The organism is Arthrobacter sp. Ld5 (genome assembly GCF_051172775.1).
Classification (GTDB): domain Bacteria; phylum Actinomycetota; class Actinomycetes; order Actinomycetales; family Micrococcaceae; genus Arthrobacter_D.
In genome coordinates, this window is sequence record NZ_JBPKBO010000002.1 from 73,152 (window position 1) to 89,975 (window position 16,824).

A 16,824-nucleotide genomic window follows, 5' to 3' on the forward strand; every position below is an offset into this window, starting at 1 on the left:
GACCTACGGCCCTGTCCTGCCGTGCCGAGCGCGCCTAGCGTCCTGCAGCGTGAAGGAATTGCCGTTTCCGCAGCGAATAGCCAGGTCCGTCGGGGCCAGCCCTGTGTCGGAGAAGGTGGCCCGGGCACAGGAAATCATCTACGGCCCGGTGATCGGCTGGGCACGGCGGAGCCCCCTCCACACCGGCGTTCTGGGCCACTCGATCCATCCTGTGCTTACCGACGTGACGCTCGGGTGCTGGCTGAGTGCATCCATCCTCGATCTGGGTGGTGGAGAATCCGCCCGCAGCAGTGCCACACTGCTGGTCGGCACCGGGGTGGTGGCGTCCGTGCCGACGGCGATCTCCGGCGCCGGCGACTGGGCGGGCATGGAAGGAACCGAGCGCCGGATCGCTGCGGTCCACGCACTGGGCACCGACATCGCCGTCTTCCTCCTCCTGGGGTCGCTGATCGCCCGCAGGCGGGATCATTTCGCCCTCGGCACGAGACTCGGCCTCGCGGGGAACGCCGTCATGGCGGGAGCCGGTTTCCTCGGTGGCCATCTCGCCCTCAGTCGAGGGACCGCCCGGCGCACGGAGTCTCTCGACGGTGGAAGCCCCCGCTAGGGCAGCTTGACCGCCAGGACGTTGCAGCGCGCCGACAACAGGATGGTCTGCGCCGTCGAGCCCATGATCAGCTTCCCCACCGGCGTCCGGTGCCGCAGCCCGATGACGATGAGCTCGGCGCCCAGCTCCTCCGCGGTGTCCACGACCTCCTCGGCCGCCGTGGCCTCGGAGATGCTGTGGCGGACCGAGAACGGCACCCCGGTGGCCCGGAGCAGGGCATCGAGCTTCGAGACGTCATCGTCGTCCGCATAGGCCGGGTTCACGAGGCGGTCGGCGCGCGTGGTGTTGATGACCACGAGGTCCGCCTGCCGGCGCCGCGCCTCCTCGACGGCCTCGGAGACGGCGGCCTCCCCGAGTGCGTTGGGCACGTAGCCCACCACGATCGTGCTCATCGGCCGGTGTCCTCTCGATCGGTCGGGTCCGCGGACGTCGCGGTGGTCGGGACCGCATCCGCCAACGCGGAGTCGGATGCCGTGCTCCGCACGACGGCGGAGGCGTCGGCGTTCGCAGCCACCATGGCCTCGAACTGGCGCTGCCGCCGCTTGAGCAGGAGGGAGAGCGCGAAGATGACGATCAGCACGACGTAGATCGTCGCCGCGACCGGCGACTGCACGAGCGCCACGGGATCCCCCTGGGAGATCGCGAGCGACCGCCGCAGCTGGCTCTCGAAGATGGGCCCCAGGATCAGCCCCACCACCATCGGCGCGATCGGATAGCCGAAGCGCCGCATGAAGAACCCGAGGATGCCCACGATCAGCAGGATGATGACGTCGATCGGCGTGAAGTTGACCGAGAACGCCCCCAGCACCGCGAACACCAGGATGCCCGCATACAGGTAGGGCCGCGGGATCTGGAGGATCTTGACCCAGATGCCCACGAGCGGCAGGTTCAGCACGAGCAGCATCAGGTTGCCGACGTAGAGACTTGCGATGAGCGCCCACACGAGCGTGCTGTTGGACTCGAAGAGCTGCGGCCCGACAGGGATCTGGTAGCGCTGGAACGCGACGAGCATCATGGCGGCGGTCGCCGTCGTCGGGATGCCGAGCGTCAGCAGCGGCACGAGCACACCGGCCGCTGCGGCGTTGTTCGCCGCCTCCGGACCGGCGACGCCCTCGATGGCCCCCTTGCCGAACTGCTTCTTGTGCTCGCCCTTCGCGAGCTTGCGCTCGGAGGCGTAGGAGAGGAACGTCGCGACGTCGGCACCGCCCGCGGGGATGGTGCCCACGGGGAACCCGATCAGGGTGCCGCGGAGCCAGGGCCTCCAGGAGCGTCGGAGATCCTCCTTGCGGAGCCAGCTGGTCCAGCCGCCGGTGACCGGGATGACCTTGATGGGGCCGTGCCGGAGGCGGGAGGCCACGTAGAGCGCCTCGCCCACGGCGAAGAGCGCGACGGCCACGAGGACGACGTCGATCCCGTCCGCCAGGAACGGGCTGCCGAACGTGTAGCGCTGCTGGGCGGTGAGCGCGTCGAACCCGACGAGGGCGATGAACAGGCCGAGACCGAGCGACGCCAGGCCGCGCAGCACGGAGGATCCGAGGAGCGCACCGACCGTCAGGAACGCGACGACCATGAGGGCCACGTACTCGACGGGGCCGATCTGCACGGCGAACGCGGCGACGTACGGTGCCACGAAGCTCAGCAGGACCGTGGCGATGGTGCCCGCCACGAACGAGCCGACCGCCGCGGTCGCGAGCGCTGCCGCTCCCCTGCCGGCCTTGGCCATCTTGTTGCCCTCGAGCGCCGTGACGATCGAGGACGACTCCCCGGGCGTGTTCAGCAGGATCGAGGTGGTGGATCCGCCGTACATGCCGCCGTAGTAGATGCCGGCGAAGACGATGATCGCCGCCGTCGGCTCGAGACTGTAGGTGATGGGCATGAGCAGCGCGACGGTCATCGCCGGGCCGATGCCCGGCAGGACCCCGACGGCGGTGCCGACGAGCACGCCGCCCAGCGCGAAGAGCAGATAGATGGGCTGCATCGCCGTGGCGAAGCCCTCCATCAGCAGGAAGAAGTTATCCACCGAACACACCGAACCCTTCGAGGAAGCCCGGCGGCAGCGACACGCCGAGGAGTCCGGCGAAGACGAACTGCAGCACGAGCGCCAGCACGACGGCGGTGACCAGGTTGCGCCACCACGGCCGGGCGCCGAGGGACCAGGCCGCACCGAAGAACAGGATGGCGGCGGCGAGGGGCCAGCCGAGCGGGACGATGAGGAAGGCGTGCAGCAGCACGAACCCCGCGAGCTTCCCGACGGTCAGCCAGTCGGTCCTGGCCTCCAGGTCCACGTCCTCGCCCTCGTCCGCCGCACCCCGGTGGCCGCGGAGCACCTGGAACACCAGGCCCGCCCCCACCACGAGGAGCAGCGCGGAGACGGCGAACGGGAAGGCCCGTGGCCCGATGTCGCTGGCCGACGGAGGCGTCTGGATGCCGGCGCCCGCCACGAAACCGAGCACGCCGATGCTCACGATGATGAGCGCGAAGACCAGCTCGCCGATCGGCTTCCCGGGAGCGGCCGCCGTGCCGCTCCCCGCGTTCTGAACCGAGGTACTCATGGCCTAGAGCAGCCCGATGTCGGTGAGGGTCGTCTTGACGCTCGCGATGTCCTCGTCGAGGAAGGCCTCGAACTCCTCACCCGCGAGGAAGGCGTCGGCCCAGTTGTTCTCCTCGAGGGTGGCCTTCCAGGTGTCGGTGGCGTGCAGGTCGGTGACGAGCTGCGTGAGGGCCTCGGCCTGCGCGTCGTCGACGCTGCCGGGGGCGACGACGCCGCGCCAGTTGGTGAGCACCAGGTCGATGCCCTCCTCCGTGAGGGTGGGGGTGTCGAGAAGCTGCGGTGCGGCCTCCTCGCCGGAGACCGCGAGGGCACGCAGTTTGCCCGAGTTCACCTGCTCGGCGTACTCGCCGACACCCGAGATGCCGGCATTGACCTTGTTCCCGAGCAGGGCCGCGAGGGATTCGCCGCCGCCCGAGTAGGGGATGTAGTTGAGGTTGTCGGCCGCGATGCCGGCCTCCTTCAGGACGGATCCGGCGAGGATGTGGTCCGCGCCGCCGGCCGAACCGCCCGTGATGGAGACGCCCTGGCCCTTGGCCTCGATGTCGTCGAGCAGGTCCTGCACGGTCTGGTAGGGCGAATCTGCGGGCACCACGATCACGAGGGGCTCCTCGGTGAGGCGGGCGATCGGCGTCGTGTCCTCGATGCGGTTGGCCGCGTTGTTGGTCTCGACGGCGCCGACCATGACGTAGCCCATGACCATGAGGGTGTTCGGGTCCGTCTCGGTGGCGAGCTTGGCGAGGCCGTTGGTGCCGCCGGCGCCGCCGACGTTGACGACGGACGCGTTGCCCACGAGGTCGTTCTCCTTGAGGTCGGTCTCCATGGCCCGGCCGGTCTGGTCCCAGCCTCCGCCCGGATCGGCGGGGACCACGATGTTGAGCTTGTCGATGGTCGCGTCCGCGTCCCCTGCTGTGGTGCTCTCCGTCATGGAACCGCAGGCGGAGAGGGCGAGCGCGGAGACGAGGGCAAGGGCGGTGAGGGTCGAACGGCGCGCCGTTGTGCGATCGATCGTCATGGGTGTTCTCTTCCTTGAGAGGGGTGCGGATGTGATGCGGGTCACCACTGCTGGTCTCAGGCTAGGAAGCCGCCGGGACGAGGGTAAAGCATGCGGTCGTAGTGCTCGTAGTGGTCTTTGTGGTCACGGGCACCCGGGGGAAGCGGAGGCCTGTGACGCGTCCGCGCGTGTCACACTATGGGGATGGTCAGGACGATGCCGCTTCGATCGCAGCTGTTCCTGCTGCAGCTGGCCGTCGTGCTCGTGATCGTCGCCGTCGCGGGATCCACCGCCGTCGCGATGCAGCGCCTGCAGATCCGGGAGCAGTACCAGGACCGCATGGTCGGCGTCGCCCAGTCCGTCGCGCAGCTGCCCTCCGTGGTCGAGGCCTTCGACCAGGCCGACCCCAGCGCGACCATCCAGCCGATCGCCGACCTCATCCGCCAGTCCACGGGGGTGACGTACGTCGTCGTCACCGATGCCGACGGCATCCGGTACTCCCACCCGAACCCGGACCTGATCGGCGAGCCCGTCTCCACCGATCCCTCCGTCCCGCTCTCCGGGGAGGTCTTCGTTGGAACGCAGACCGGCACGCTCGGCGAATCCTGGCGGGTGAAGGTCCCCGTCTACGCCGGCGGCGCCACCACCGGGGAGATCATCGGCACGGCGTCGGTGGGCGTCCTCGAAGCCGAGCTCGACGCCGACCTGTACGAGGACCTCCCCCGCCTGCTCGCCTGGCTGATCGTCGCCGCGCTGGTCGGGTCGGCGGGCGCGATCTGGGTCTCACGGCTGGTCTGGCGGCGCATCTACCGGCTCGAGCCCGAGCAGATCGCCTCCCTCCTCGAGACCCGCGACGCCATGATCCACGGGATCAGCGACGGCATGGTCGCCGTCGACGCACAGCAGCGGATCGCGCTCCTCAACGACGAGGCGAAGCGGCTGCTCGACCTCGACGACGACGCCACCGGCCGGCCCGCCGCGGACGTCGTGGAACCTGCCCTCGCCCGACTCCTCACCGATCCGGCGGACACCGACGAGACCGTCCTCTCCGGGGAGCGCGTGCTGCTCGCCCGGACCTCCGACGCGCTCGTGGACGGCGTCCGCGTGGGGCGTGTGATGATCCTTCGCGACCGCACCGAGCTGCACCAGCTGCTCACCGACCTCGACGGGGAGCGCGACGCCACGCAGGCCCTCCGCGCCCAGGCGCACGAGTTCGCCAACCGCATGCACACCATCTCCGGCCTGCTCGAACTCGGCCGCACGGAACAGGCCGTCGACTTCATCACGCGGTCCGGGCACGGCGGGGCGCTGGTCTCCGGCTCGATCGCCCCGGGCATCCGGGACGCGGACGCCGCGAGCCTGCTCATGACCAAGAGCACCATCGCCGCGGAGAAGGGCATCACGCTGTCCATCGACGACACCTCGACGCTCGCGCCCGACGGCACCACCGACGTCGTCACCGTCCTCGGGATCCTGATCGACAACGCCCTGGAGGCCGTGGCCGACGGCGGTCACGGCCGGGTCGGGGTGCACCTCGCGACCACCGACGACGGCGTGCGCATCACGGTCTCCGACGACGGGCCCGGTGTCCGGCCCGAGGACGCCGCCGGTATCTTCTCCTCCGGCTACTCGACGAAGGACGGCGGCCGGGCCGGTACGCGCGGCTTCGGCCTCGCGCTCGTTGACAGGATCGCCCGCCGGCGCTCGGGGCACGTCGTCGTCGACGACGCCGAGCTCGGCGGCGCCGAATTCACGGTCTGGCTCGCCCCCTCCTCCGCCGATGTCCCCCGCGCCACCCTGCAGGTGCCGTGAGCACCGCCGGGCTGATCCCCACCCTCGTGGTCGACGACGACCGCGAGGTCGCCGGCATCCACACCGGGTTCCTGCTGGCCCACGGCGCCTTCGACGTCGTCGGGGCGGCGCATACCGGAGCGCACGCCCTCGAGCTCGTGGAGGAGCTGCAGCCACGGCTCGTCCTGCTGGACATCCACCTGCCGGACATGTCGGGCATCGAGGTGCTCAGGGCGCTGCGGAACCGGCCGGGAGAGCCCCTCGACGTCGTCGCGATCACCGCGGCCCGCGAGCTCGACACCGTGCGGGCCGCGGTGGCCGGCGGGGTGCTGCACTATCTCGTGAAGCCGTTCGGCGCCGCGGTCCTGAACCAGCGGCTGGACCACTATGTGGCGTACCGGCGCGAGCTCGACGCCCACGCCGGCGACAGCTCGGCAGCGCTGGACCAGCAGCGGATCGACCAGCTCCTGCGCACGACGACGGGGACCGGCGGGGGCGTGACGCCGGCCGCGACCACCACGATCGCACCGCCGAAGGGCCTCTCCGCGCCGACGCTCGACGCCGTCGTGCTGGACCTGGCGGGGCAGGGCCGGGGCACGTCGGCGTCCGAGGTCGCGGCCCGGCTCGGCATGGCGCGCGTGAGCGCCCGGCGCTACCTCGAGTTCCTGGTCGCGCGGGGGCAGGCGCGCATCGTCCCCCAGTACGGATCCGCGGGCCGGCCGGAGAAGTTCTACGTGTGGACACCCCCGCCCGGGTGAGGAATAACGCCGCCCCCGGGAGGTTGTGCAAGGCATGAGTGAGAACACCACGAACCAGGCCGTCGTCCCCCGCAGCACGATCGGCTTCATCGGCAGCGGCCACATCGGATCCCAGCTCGCCCGCCTCGCCGTCGCCAACGGCTACCGGGTGATCATGAGCAATTCGCGGGGCCCCGAGACGCTGCAGGACCTCGTGGCCGAGCTCGGCGACGCCGCCCGCGCCGGCACGGCCGAGGACGCGGCGAAGGACGGCGACGTCGTCGTCGTGACCGTCCCGCTGAAGAGCGTCGACGCGGTCCCGGTGGAGCCCCTCGCCGGCAAACTGGTCATCGACACCTGCAACTACTATCCGGAGCGTGACGGCCGGATCGAGGAACTCGAGGACGAGACCACCACGACGAGCGGCCTCGTGCAGCGCCACCTTCCCGGATCCTCCGTGGTGAAGGTGTTCAACAACATCCACTTCGCGCAGCTCACCACCGACGGCACGCCCGCCGGCACACCCGGGCGCCGCGCCCTGCCCATCGCCGGGGACGACTCCGACGCGAAGCAGGCCGTGGTCGGGCTCCTCGACGAGTTCGGCTTCGACGCCGTGGACGCCGGAGCCCTCGCCGAGGGTTGGCGGTTCCAGCGTGACACGCCCGCCTACGGGGCCGTGCTCGACGCCGACGGCCTGCGCGAGGCGCTGGGCCGGGCCAGGCGCTACGCCGACATGTAGCGCCACCCGGCCGCCCGGTGTTCCCTCGGGTACTTTGGTTCCAGTGCTTCATGGTCCTCCGTGACCCGGTGAGCGTCTCAGTGCGGCCGACCCGGCGCACATAAGTCACCGACAGTGCCTGGGTGCACGAAGCAGAAGTGGAATGTGCTGCTGTGGGGACAGGAACAAGGGATCCGAACGTCGAGCCCTCACGCGGGAGGGACTCCTTCGGGGGCCGCGCCCTGCTGATCCGGGCCATCGTGCTCGTGACGGCGGTCCTCGGCGTGAACTACATCGCCTGGCGGTGGCTCTTTTCGATCAACTGGGACGCCTGGTGGATCGCCATCCCCCTGGTCCTCGCGGAGACGTACTCCCTGATCGACTCGCTGCTGTTCGGGTTCACCGTGTGGCGGCTCAAACGGCGCGAGCCACCCGAGGCGCCCGCGGGCCTCACCGTGGACGTCTTCATCACCACCTACAACGAGCCGCTCGACCTCGTCCTGACCACGGCGCGGGCCGCGAAGGCCATCCGCTACCCCCACCGGACCTGGATCCTCGACGACGGCAACCGCGCCGACGTCAGGGCCGCCGCGGACGCGGAGGGCATCGGGTGGATCACCCGCTCGGCGGACTGGAAGGACATGCCCCGGCACGCCAAGGCCGGCAACCTGAACAACGCCCTCATGTCCACGGACGGCGAGTTCCTGGTCATCCTCGACGCGGACCAGATTCCCGACCCACTCCTCCTCGACCGGACCCTCGGGTACTTCACCAACGAGAAGATGGCCCTCGTCCAGACCCCGCAGGTCTTCGTCAATGTGCCGGACTCGGACCCCCTGGGAAGCCAGGCGCCGCTCTTCTACGGGCCCATCCAGCAGGGCAAGGACGGCTGGAACGCCGCGTTCTTCTGCGGCTCGAACGCCGTCATCCGCCGCGAGGCGCTCATGCAGCTCGGGGTCTCCCGCTACGTCACGGAGATCGAGCTCGCCCTCCACAAGGCGCTCAGGACCTCCGACCGGGTCATTGCGAAGGCCAAGAAGAACCTCGGCGCGGACAACGAGCGGGTCGCCGAGGCGTTGGACCTGGTGGCCAAGGACCTCCGCCGGGTCCGCCGTCGCCTGCAGAGGGGCGACGGCATCTCGGAGGTGACCTACGAGTTCCAGCAGCGGGTCGTGGCGGTGACCCGCACCCTGGTGGCCCGGGACATTGCCGCGTTCCACGACGACCTGGCCTCCCTGGCCGACCTCGGCATCGAGGGCCTGGACGACACCGTGCAGGGCGCGGGCGCCATGGGCCTCGCCGTCGTCGACGACACCGCCCTCGACCAGCTGGCCCAACGCTCCTGGTCCCCGCTTGCGGCGATCGACGCCGTGCGCGTGCTCATCGAGTCGGTCGACGCCGACCGCTCCGGTGAGGCGCAGGCCGTCATGCCGATGGCCACCATCTCCGTCACCGAGGACATGGCCACGTGCATGCGGCTGCACGCCCTGGGGTGGGAGTCGGCCTACCACCACGAGAAGCTCGCCGACGGGCTGGCCCCCGAGGACCTCAGCTCCATGCTGACCCAGCGCCTGCGCTGGGCGCAGGGCACCATGCAGGTGATGTTCCGCGAGAACCCGTTCGCCCAGAAGGGCCTGTCCTTCGCCCAGAAGCTCATGTACGGGGCCACGATGTGGAGCTACCTCTCCGGGTTCGCGGCGATCGTCTACATCGCGGCGCCGATCATCTACCTTCTCTTCGGCGTCCTCCCGGTGAATTCCATCAGCACGGAGTTCTTCGTCCGGCTGATCCCGTTCCTGCTGGTCAACCAGCTGCTGTTCGCCGTCGTCGGCAAGGGCGTCAGGACCTGGCGGGGGCAGCAGTACTCCCTCGCCCTGTTCCCCGTCTGGATCCGGTCCATCACCTCGGCGTTCGGCAACGTCTATCTGGGCCGCGACCTGGACTTCGCGGTGACGCCGAAGACCCTGCAGCAGGACGGCGCGTTGCGCTGGGACCTCGTGAAGCCACAGCTCTGGGCGATGGGGCTGCTGGCCGCGGCGGCGGTCGTCGGCGTCGTCCGTCTGTCCCTCGGGCACGCGGACATCCTCGGGACGTCCGTCAACATCGCATGGGTGGTCTTCGACCTCGTGATCTTCAGCGTCATCATCGAGGCCGTCCGCTATCGCGGCTACGAGCACTACCAGGCGGACATCGCGGCGGCGAAGGCCCGGCAGGACGCCGGGGCAGCGCCGAACTAGGTGCCGCCCCGCCAGAGCCTCCGCCAGAACGATGCCCTCGGCGGGGCCGGCGGGGCCGCGGCCTCGGCGGCGCGGCGGGCTTCCGCCCGCCGCTCACGCCAGCGCTGCACCTCGGCGTCGACGTCGCGGAGTTTCGTGATGACGGGCGGGCCGCCGAGGAGCTGGCGCCTGGCGTCGACCACGCGGTAGTTGAAGTCCTCGAGGAGGTCGCGGACCTGGCGCTCGGTGTACTGGCGGTCGAGGCGGCCGTCGAGTTCGGCGTCCTCGGCGCGCAGCAGGATGGCGCGGGGGCCCAGGCCGGTGATGTTCTCGCGCTGGATCAGGCCCTTGACCCACCAGTCGGGGTCGTGGGCCTCTCCCAGGCCGGGGATGGGTTTGCCGGCGAGCGACAGGTTGTCGAAGTCGCCGCGCGCCACGGCACGGTCGACGATGAGGCGTGCGCGTCTGGCCTCGTCCTCACCCTGGCGCAGCGGCGCCATCTCGCCGTCCGCCGGCGGCCCGTCGTCGTTCTGGCGTTCCAGCTCCGCCATGGCGGCGCCCTCGTCGCCCTGGGCAGCACGGTACTGGGCGGCCTTGCGAAGCCGTTCCTCGTGTTCCTGTGACCTGCCGATGACGCCGCCCTCCCCCTCGCGTATGCCGTCCCCCCAGTATTCCGAGGCACCGAATCCGGTCGCAACCGATTCCCCTGCGGACGAACGGCCCGCTCCGGGGTCATCCGGCCGACGGCCGGCGCGGGGGCGGACACCCGGCGCGGGGGCGGACACCCGGCGCGAGGACACCCGGCGCGGGGGCGGACACCCGGCGCGGCGGTGCAGACCCGGGGTAACTGCACCACGGGTCTGGCCACCCGCCGCGGCGGAACGCCCGCAGGGACGACGACGGCGGGGCGCCCCCGCACAGGGCGACCCGCCGTCGTCGGGCGTCGGGACCTACCGGACGAGCCAGGCGGTCGTGTCCCCCGGCAGCCTGCCGTCCTCGAGCGGTGCGCTGCTCAGCAGCACGGTGCCCTCGGGCAGGTCCACCGGCGACGACCCGAAGTTGGTTACCGAGTGCCAGCCGCCCGGGCGCGTGAAGTGCAGGACGTCGGCGGTGGGCTCGTCGACCCACTCGAAGTCCTCCTCGCCCTGCAGATCACGGCGCAGCGCGAGCGCGCGGCGGTAGAAGCTGAGGTTCGAGGCGGGGTCGGATTCCTGCACCTCGACGGCGTACTCGCCGAACCACGCCGGCTGCGGCAGGTGCGCACCCTGGAACCCGAAGCCGAACGACTCCCCGTCCCGCGTCCACGGCAGCGGGACGCGGCAGCCGTCACGGCCCACGTCGACGCCCCTGTTGCGGAAGAACGTGGGGTCCTGCCGGTGCTCGTCGGGGATGTCGGCGACCTCGTGCAGGCCGAGCTCCTCGCCCTGGTACAGGTAGGCGGAGCCCGGCAGCGCGAGCATGAGCTGGGAGACGGCGCGGGCCCGCCGCTCGCCGAGCGCACGATCCAGGGCGGGTTCCTGCCCGCCGCTCATGAGCCAGGCCGAGCCGTCCTGACCGCCCTGGCCGCCCTGCCCGGCCTTGCCCTCCGAGGCGTCGTCCCCGACCGGCGGCAGGCCGTAGCGCGTGGCGTGGCGGACGACGTCGTGGTTGGAGAAGACCCAGGTCGACGACGCACCCGACGCGGTCGCCTCGGCGAGGTTCTTGGTGATGATGTCGCGGAACTGGCCGGGGTTCCAGTCGGCCTTGAGGAGGTCGAAATTGAACGCCTGGCCGAGCCCCTCGGGGCTGGCGTAGCGGGCGCGGCGGTCGGCGTGGACCCAGGCCTCGGCGACGGCGGTGCGCGGCGGTGTGTACTCGTTGAACACGGTGCGCCATTCCGCGAAGACCTCATGGACCTCGTCGCGGTCCCAGAAGGGGTGCTTGCCCCGGTTGTTGCCGCCCTCGGGGCCGAGCTCGGCCTTGGACGGCAGCGGCTCGGTCATGTCCTTGGTGAGCGCGTGCGCCACGTCGACGCGGAAGCCGTCCACGCCGCGGTCGGACCAGAAGCGGAGGGTCTTCAGGAAGTCGTCGCGGACCTCCCGGTTGTCCCAGTTCAGGTCCGGCTGCTCCCGGGCGAAGATGTGCATATACCACTGGCCGTCCTCGATGCGCTCCCACGCGGGCCCGCCGAACACGGAGTCCCAGTCCGACGGCGGCTCCGACCCGTCGGGACCCTTCCCGTCGTGGAAGATGTAGCGGGCACGGGCGGCGGAGCCCCTGGGCGAGGCGAGCGCCTCCCTGAACCACTCGTGGCGGTCGGAGGTGTGGTTCGGCACGATGTCCGCGACGAGCTTGATGCCGGCCGCGTGCAGGGCGGCGACCATCTCGTCGAAGTCCTCGAGCGTGCCCAGCTTGGGGTCGACGTCGCGGTAGTCGTCGACGTCGTACCCGCCGTCGGCGAGCGCGGACGGGTAGAAGGGGCTGAGCCAGACGGCGTCCACGCCGAGGGACCTGAGGTACGGGATGCGGGACGTGATGCCCTTCAGGTCACCGATACCGTCGCCGTTGGAATCGGCGAAGCTCCGGGGGTAGATCTGGTACACGGCGGCCTGGCGCCACCAGTCCGGATCCTGCATGCGTTCCGCGAGCGCGTCGTCGGGCAGTCCGGCGGTGGCGTCCACGGCGGAGTCGGTGGCGGGATTGACGGTAGAGGTCACGAAGGTGGTCCCTTTCGTTGGTCGTTCGGACGGGGTTACTTCGAGGATCCGCGCATCACGCCGGAGATGACCCAGCGCTGCGCGAAGATGTACACGATCAACAACGGTGCCATTGCCATGAGGTAGGAGGCGAATGCCACCGAGTAGTTCGTATTGAACTGGCCCTGGAAGATGAACTGTGCCAGAGGCAGGGTCTGTGCGGACGACTCGGAGAGGATGACCAGGGGCAGCATGAAGTCGTTCCAGGCCCACAGGCACGTGAGGATGCCGACGGTCGCGTTCATGGGGCCCAGCAGCGGGAAGATGATGCGCCAGAAGACCGTCCAGGTCGAGGCGCCGTCGGTCAGTGCGGCCTCCTCCAGCTCCAGCGGGATGGACCGGATGTAGGCGACGTACACGAAGATGTTGAACGACAGCCCGTACACCGTGTAGAGCAGGATCAAGCCCAGCTGGTTGTCGAGTCCGAGGATGGCGGTCTGCTTCACCACGGGCAGCATGATGATCGGGAACGGCACGAACAGGGCGGCAATGAAGTAGAGGTACAGGCCCTTGAAGAACCGGCGGTGCAGGTTGCGCGCGATCGCGTAGGCGACCATCGAGTTGGTCAGGAGCGTCAGCAGCACCGCGCCCACGGTGACCAGGCCGGTGTTGAGCAGTGCCCGGGGGAAACTCGTGAGCGTCCATGCCTCGGCGAAGTTCTCCCAGCGGGCCGACGTCGGCAGCCCGAAGCCCGTCCCGCCGAGCTGGTCCGGCGTCTTGAGCGCCGTCACCACGGTCAGGTAGAGCGGGATGAGCACGGTGAGGGAGCAGACCGCGACGAGCGCGGTCAGCCACCAGTTCACCTGGCGGCGGTCCGGCCGGTGGACCTGCGCGACGTCGTCGGGCCGGGCGTCGGCGAGCACGCGGCGGCTCGCGGATTGCGATGTGGCGGTCATCAGAACGAGGCCTCCCGGCGCTGAAGGATGCGCAGCTGGATGAATGAGATGGCGATGATCACGAACAGGTAGATCACGGCGTTGGCGGTCTGGTAGCCGTACTCCCCGCCCTGGAAGCCCCCGCGGTAGATCAGCACGGAGATCGATTCGGTCGAGGTGCCCGGCCCGCCCGCTGTGAGCGAGATGATCTGGTCGAACACCTGCAGGAAGTTCTTGAGGCTCAGCACCATGTTGATCGTGAAGAACGCACCGATCATCGGGAAGGTGATCGAGGTGAACTGCTTCCACGGGGTGGCGCCGTCGAGTGCGGCCGCCTCGTAGAGCTCCGTCGGGATGGTCTGCAGCCCGGCGAGGTAGATGATGATGTTGAACGCTGCCGCCTGCCACACGGACAGGATCACGACGCCGATCCAGGCTGTGTCCGGGCTCGCGAGGATGCTCGTGGTCAGGGAGGTGATGCCCAGTGCCTCGGCGATCGCCGGCACGGAGTTCGAGAACAGGTAGTTGAAGACGTACCCGACGATCAGGATCGACAGGATGTTCGGGATGAAGAAGATCCCCCGGAACCCGGTCTTGAAGCGGATCCGCCCGTTGAGGGCGATCGCGACCGCGAGCGCGATGATGTTCACCGCGATCGTGGACACGATCGCGAAGAGGAAGGTGAACCCGTAGGCGCCGTAGATGCGGTCGTCGCCGAACAGGTTGGCGTAGTTCCGCAGACCGACGAAGGACCACTCGCCGTACCCGGCGTAGTTGGTGAGGCTGAAGAACATGCCCGTGAGCAATGGCAGGGTGTGGAACACCGCGAACAGCGCCAGGGCGGGCAGGACCATCAGGTAGAAGGCCCTCGGCACCCGCCGGTCCTGCCGCAGCGCAGGAGGCGGCGTGCCCCGGCGGGCGGGTCGGCTCACTTCGGTGCTCATGTCAGTCCTTCTCGTTGGGGATGGTGCGGGCGGCGATCTTGCTCCACTCGCGGTCCATGACGGACAGGAAGTCCTCCACCGAGCCGCCGAGCGCGAGCTCCTGCAGGTACTGCGGGAGGGGCAGGCTCGCGGGTAGCTGGTGGTCGATGAACCCGATGATCCGGTTGTCCTCGAAGTACGGCGCGAGGCCGGCCAGCGCCGGGTCGGTGGCGTCGGCCCCCGTGGCGAGCGGGGAGAAGGCGCTCTGCTCCTGCGCGTACTGCTGCACCACCTCCGGCGACATGAGGAATTCGACGAACTCCCGCGCCTCCGCGGGATGCTCGGTGTCGCGTCCGACCGACACGGCGACGTCCACACCGGACACGACGACGCTGTCCTCCGGCGAGTTGGTGGCCGGGTAGGGGAAGGACCCGATGTTGGCGTCCGGGTTCGAGGCGCGGATCGCGGGGATGGCGTAGCTGCCCTGCATGTACATCGCGGACTCCCCCGCCCCGAAAGCCGCGTTGCCCGCGTTGTAGTCCCGGCTCGCGGCGCCGTCCTGTCCGAAGCCGTAGAGCGTCGTCAGCTTCTCCATGGCTTCGGGGTAGTCCTTGGAGAAGGACACCTCACCCGACGCCACCTCGGATCCTTCGGCGCGGAGCCGGTCGAAGAAGTCCTCGGGCTGCAGGGCCCCGCCGAGGTTCACGAAGGCCGGGCTCACGGTCCAGGCGTCCTTGAGGGTGGTGTAGAACGGCGGAACGCCGGCGTCCTCGAACGTCCGGGCGGCGGCCAGCAACTCGTCCCAGGTGGTCGGGACCTCGACGCCGTACTGCGCGAAGAGGTCCTTGTTGTACAGGATGCCGCTCGCGTTGCTCGAGAACGGCACCGCGTTCACCTCGTCAGCGCTGCAGGAGCCGAGCTCGCTGACGATGTCGCTGACAGCCGGACGGACCTGCTCGACGACGGGCAGGTCGGAGAGATCGGCGAACACGCACGCTTCGGCGAGCTCCCCGTACCGTCCGTTGCCGTTGAGCGTCAGGACGTCCGGGGTCTTGTCCTTCACCAGCAGCGTGCGGATCGCGGTGTCGGCGTCGGGGACGTGGTTCTGCACCACGCGGATGCCGGGATTCTCCGCCTCGAACCGGTCGATGATGGCCTCGAAGTTCGCCACCGCCTCGGGCTTGAACTGGAAGAAATCCAGTGTGACGACGTCGTCCTGGGGCGTACAGGCGGAGAGGACCAGCGCCAGTGCCGTCCCTCCGACCAGGCATCGGACGGCGCGCGGCGCGGGGCCGGGTGGAAGCTTCACAACAGGCTCTCCTTCGTGCGGTGTTGATGAGCGGCCGGCTGCGAGGCGTGCATTTCAGCGGCACAATTTATTTTTACGATAGAATTAACAGCTGTGTCAAGCGTCACTCACAGCGCGCGTTGCCAGGAATTCGATCCGGGGAGGAGCGTCCGGATTGCCTGTTTAGCTGTATTTTGGAAATAACTACTCCCTCCGGAACGGATGTCCATGGACGCGGTCACCTCGCTCGCCCCTTCCAGCCCCGCCCGGGCCCTGGCGCGCGAGGTCCTGATCCGGGGTCCCATCTCACGCGGTGACCTCGCCACGCGGCTCGGCCTGTCGGTCGCCAGCCTCACCCGCCTGAGCAAGCCGCTCCTCGACGCCGGGGTACTCCGCGAATCGGAGGAGGCCGGGACGGCCTCCATCGGACGCCCCGTCCGCCCCCTGGAGGTCAGTCCGGACGCGCACCGCTTCGTGGGCGTCAAACTCACCGGTGACACCGCGTCGGCGGTCGCGACGAACCTCAAGGCCGACGTCGTCGGGACCGGCGAGCGCGCCCTGCCGGGCCACGCCGTGGAGGACGTGGTCGGCGCCATCGTCGATGCCGTGGCCGATCTCGGCCCGATCGGGCAGTTCAGCGGCATCGGCATCAGCATCGGGGGCAGGGTCAACGCCGACTCCTCCGTGCTCCGCGCCCCATTCCTGGGGTGGCGCGACGTCCCCCTCGCCGACCTCGTGCAGCAGCGGACCGGCCTGCCCGTCGTCGTCGAGAACGACGTCGTCGCCCTCACCATCGCCGAGCAGTGGTTCGGCGCAGGCCGCGGCGAGAGGGACTTCGCCGTGCTGACGGTCGGCGCGGGCGTGGGATACGGGCTCGTCATCAACGACGTCGTCATCGCCCCGCCCGATGCCGGGCTGGGCCTCGTGGGCCACTATCCGCTCGACCCGACCGGACCGCGCTGCATGGACGGCCACCGCGGGTGCTCGTCGGCCGTCCTCACCATCCCGGCCATCTGCTCCCAGTTCGCCGCCTCCACCGGCGACCAGCGCTCCTACGAGGAGATCCTCGCGCTCGCGCGTGAGGGGCACCCCGTGGCGGGCGGCATCGTGGAGGCCGCGGGCGCCGCCCTCGGGCTGCTGGTGTCCGCCGTCGCGAACCTGACGATGGTGGACCTCGTCATCCTCTCCGGCGAGGGCATGGACCTCGCCGACGCCGCGGCACCCTCGCTGCACGCCGCGATCGACTACTACCGCGACCCGGAGGCGTCGCCGGTCCGGCTGAGTCGGCAGCCCACCGACTTCGCGCAGTGGGCGCGTGGCGCCGCCGCCGTCGTCATCCAGCGCACCATCCTCGGGACGCTGCGCTGAGGCACCGCATGATCCGGGCGGGGGCCG

General features: G+C 69.9%; 15 protein-coding genes. 6 read left to right on the plus strand and 9 right to left on the minus strand.

From position 1 onward, the window contains the following. Nucleotides 1–148 precede the first annotated feature (148 nt). A complete protein-coding gene (locus ACSGDB_RS00725; protein ID WP_434992169.1) occupies nucleotides 149–604 on the plus strand; it encodes a DUF2231 domain-containing protein in 456 nt (151 codons plus the stop codon). On the opposite strand, the gene ACSGDB_RS00730 is transcribed toward ACSGDB_RS00725, so the two are convergent. The 4 genes from ACSGDB_RS00730 to ACSGDB_RS00745 are packed head-to-tail and all read right to left on the minus strand — an operon-like array spanning nucleotide 601 to nucleotide 4,167. Then, a complete protein-coding gene (locus tag ACSGDB_RS00730; protein ID WP_434992015.1) occupies nucleotides 601–996 on the minus strand; it encodes a universal stress protein in 396 nt (131 codons plus the stop codon). The genes ACSGDB_RS00725 and ACSGDB_RS00730 overlap by 4 nt on opposite strands. Continuing rightward, on the minus strand, nucleotides 993–2,624 hold the full coding sequence (locus tag ACSGDB_RS00735; protein WP_434992017.1) for a tripartite tricarboxylate transporter permease: 1,632 nt from the start codon (nucleotides 2,622–2,624) through the stop codon (nucleotides 993–995). Before ACSGDB_RS00735 ends, ACSGDB_RS00730 begins: the two co-directional genes overlap by 4 nt. Continuing rightward, nucleotides 2,617–3,156 (minus strand): tripartite tricarboxylate transporter TctB family protein, encoded by a 540-nt coding sequence (locus ACSGDB_RS00740; protein ID WP_434992019.1) that lies wholly within the window; start codon nucleotides 3,154–3,156, stop codon nucleotides 2,617–2,619. Before ACSGDB_RS00740 ends, ACSGDB_RS00735 begins: the two co-directional genes overlap by 8 nt. A 3-nt stretch (nucleotides 3,157–3,159) precedes the next feature. Further along, nucleotides 3,160–4,167, minus strand: a complete 1,008-nt coding sequence (locus tag ACSGDB_RS00745) for a Bug family tripartite tricarboxylate transporter substrate binding protein (RefSeq protein WP_434992020.1) — start codon at nucleotides 4,165–4,167, stop codon at nucleotides 3,160–3,162. 183 nt (nucleotides 4,168–4,350) lie between these two features. On the opposite strand from ACSGDB_RS00745, the gene ACSGDB_RS00750 reads away from it, so the two are divergent. The 4 genes from ACSGDB_RS00750 to ACSGDB_RS00765 all read left to right on the plus strand — a co-directional run bounded on the left by ACSGDB_RS00750 (nucleotide 4,351) and on the right by ACSGDB_RS00765 (nucleotide 9,629). Further along, a complete protein-coding gene (locus ACSGDB_RS00750) occupies nucleotides 4,351–5,958 on the plus strand; it encodes an ATP-binding protein (RefSeq protein ID WP_434992021.1) in 1,608 nt (535 codons plus the stop codon). Continuing rightward, a complete protein-coding gene (locus tag ACSGDB_RS00755) occupies nucleotides 5,955–6,695 on the plus strand; it encodes a response regulator (protein ID WP_434992023.1) in 741 nt (246 codons plus the stop codon). The genes ACSGDB_RS00750 and ACSGDB_RS00755 overlap by 4 nt, the downstream gene beginning before the upstream one ends. 34 nt (nucleotides 6,696–6,729) lie before the next feature. Beyond that, a complete protein-coding gene (locus ACSGDB_RS00760; protein WP_434992025.1) occupies nucleotides 6,730–7,413 on the plus strand; it encodes an NADPH-dependent F420 reductase in 684 nt (227 codons plus the stop codon). Between the two features lie 221 nt (nucleotides 7,414–7,634). Then, entirely contained in the window at nucleotides 7,635–9,629 is a 1,995-nt protein-coding gene (locus ACSGDB_RS00765; RefSeq protein WP_434992171.1) for a glycosyltransferase, read from the plus strand. Here the strand turns inward: ACSGDB_RS00765 and ACSGDB_RS00770 are convergent. The 5 genes from ACSGDB_RS00770 to ACSGDB_RS00790 all read right to left on the minus strand — a co-directional run bounded on the left by ACSGDB_RS00770 (nucleotide 9,626) and on the right by ACSGDB_RS00790 (nucleotide 15,450). Further along, nucleotides 9,626–10,159, minus strand: coding sequence for a DnaJ family domain-containing protein (locus ACSGDB_RS00770; protein WP_434992027.1), 534 nt, complete (start codon nucleotides 10,157–10,159; stop codon nucleotides 9,626–9,628). The genes ACSGDB_RS00765 and ACSGDB_RS00770 overlap by 4 nt on opposite strands. Before the next feature lie 399 nt (nucleotides 10,160–10,558). Further along, nucleotides 10,559–12,268, minus strand: coding sequence for a glycoside hydrolase family 13 protein (locus tag ACSGDB_RS00775; RefSeq protein WP_434992173.1), 1,710 nt, complete (start codon nucleotides 12,266–12,268; stop codon nucleotides 10,559–10,561). Between the two features lie 71 nt (nucleotides 12,269–12,339). Next, nucleotides 12,340–13,239, minus strand: coding sequence for a carbohydrate ABC transporter permease (locus tag ACSGDB_RS00780; protein ID WP_434992029.1), 900 nt, complete (start codon nucleotides 13,237–13,239; stop codon nucleotides 12,340–12,342). Then, entirely contained in the window at nucleotides 13,239–14,162 is a 924-nt protein-coding gene (locus ACSGDB_RS00785) for a carbohydrate ABC transporter permease (protein ID WP_434992032.1), read from the minus strand. The genes ACSGDB_RS00780 and ACSGDB_RS00785 overlap by 1 nt, the downstream gene beginning before the upstream one ends. A 1-nt stretch (nucleotide 14,163) precedes the next feature. Continuing rightward, on the minus strand, nucleotides 14,164–15,450 hold the full coding sequence (locus ACSGDB_RS00790) for an ABC transporter substrate-binding protein (protein WP_434992033.1): 1,287 nt from the start codon (nucleotides 15,448–15,450) through the stop codon (nucleotides 14,164–14,166). A gap of 207 nt (nucleotides 15,451–15,657) precedes the next feature. Between ACSGDB_RS00790 and ACSGDB_RS00795 the strand changes: the two genes are divergently transcribed. Further along, on the plus strand, nucleotides 15,658–16,797 hold the full coding sequence (locus ACSGDB_RS00795; RefSeq protein ID WP_434992035.1) for an ROK family protein: 1,140 nt from the start codon (nucleotides 15,658–15,660) through the stop codon (nucleotides 16,795–16,797). Nucleotides 16,798–16,824 lie beyond the last annotated feature (27 nt).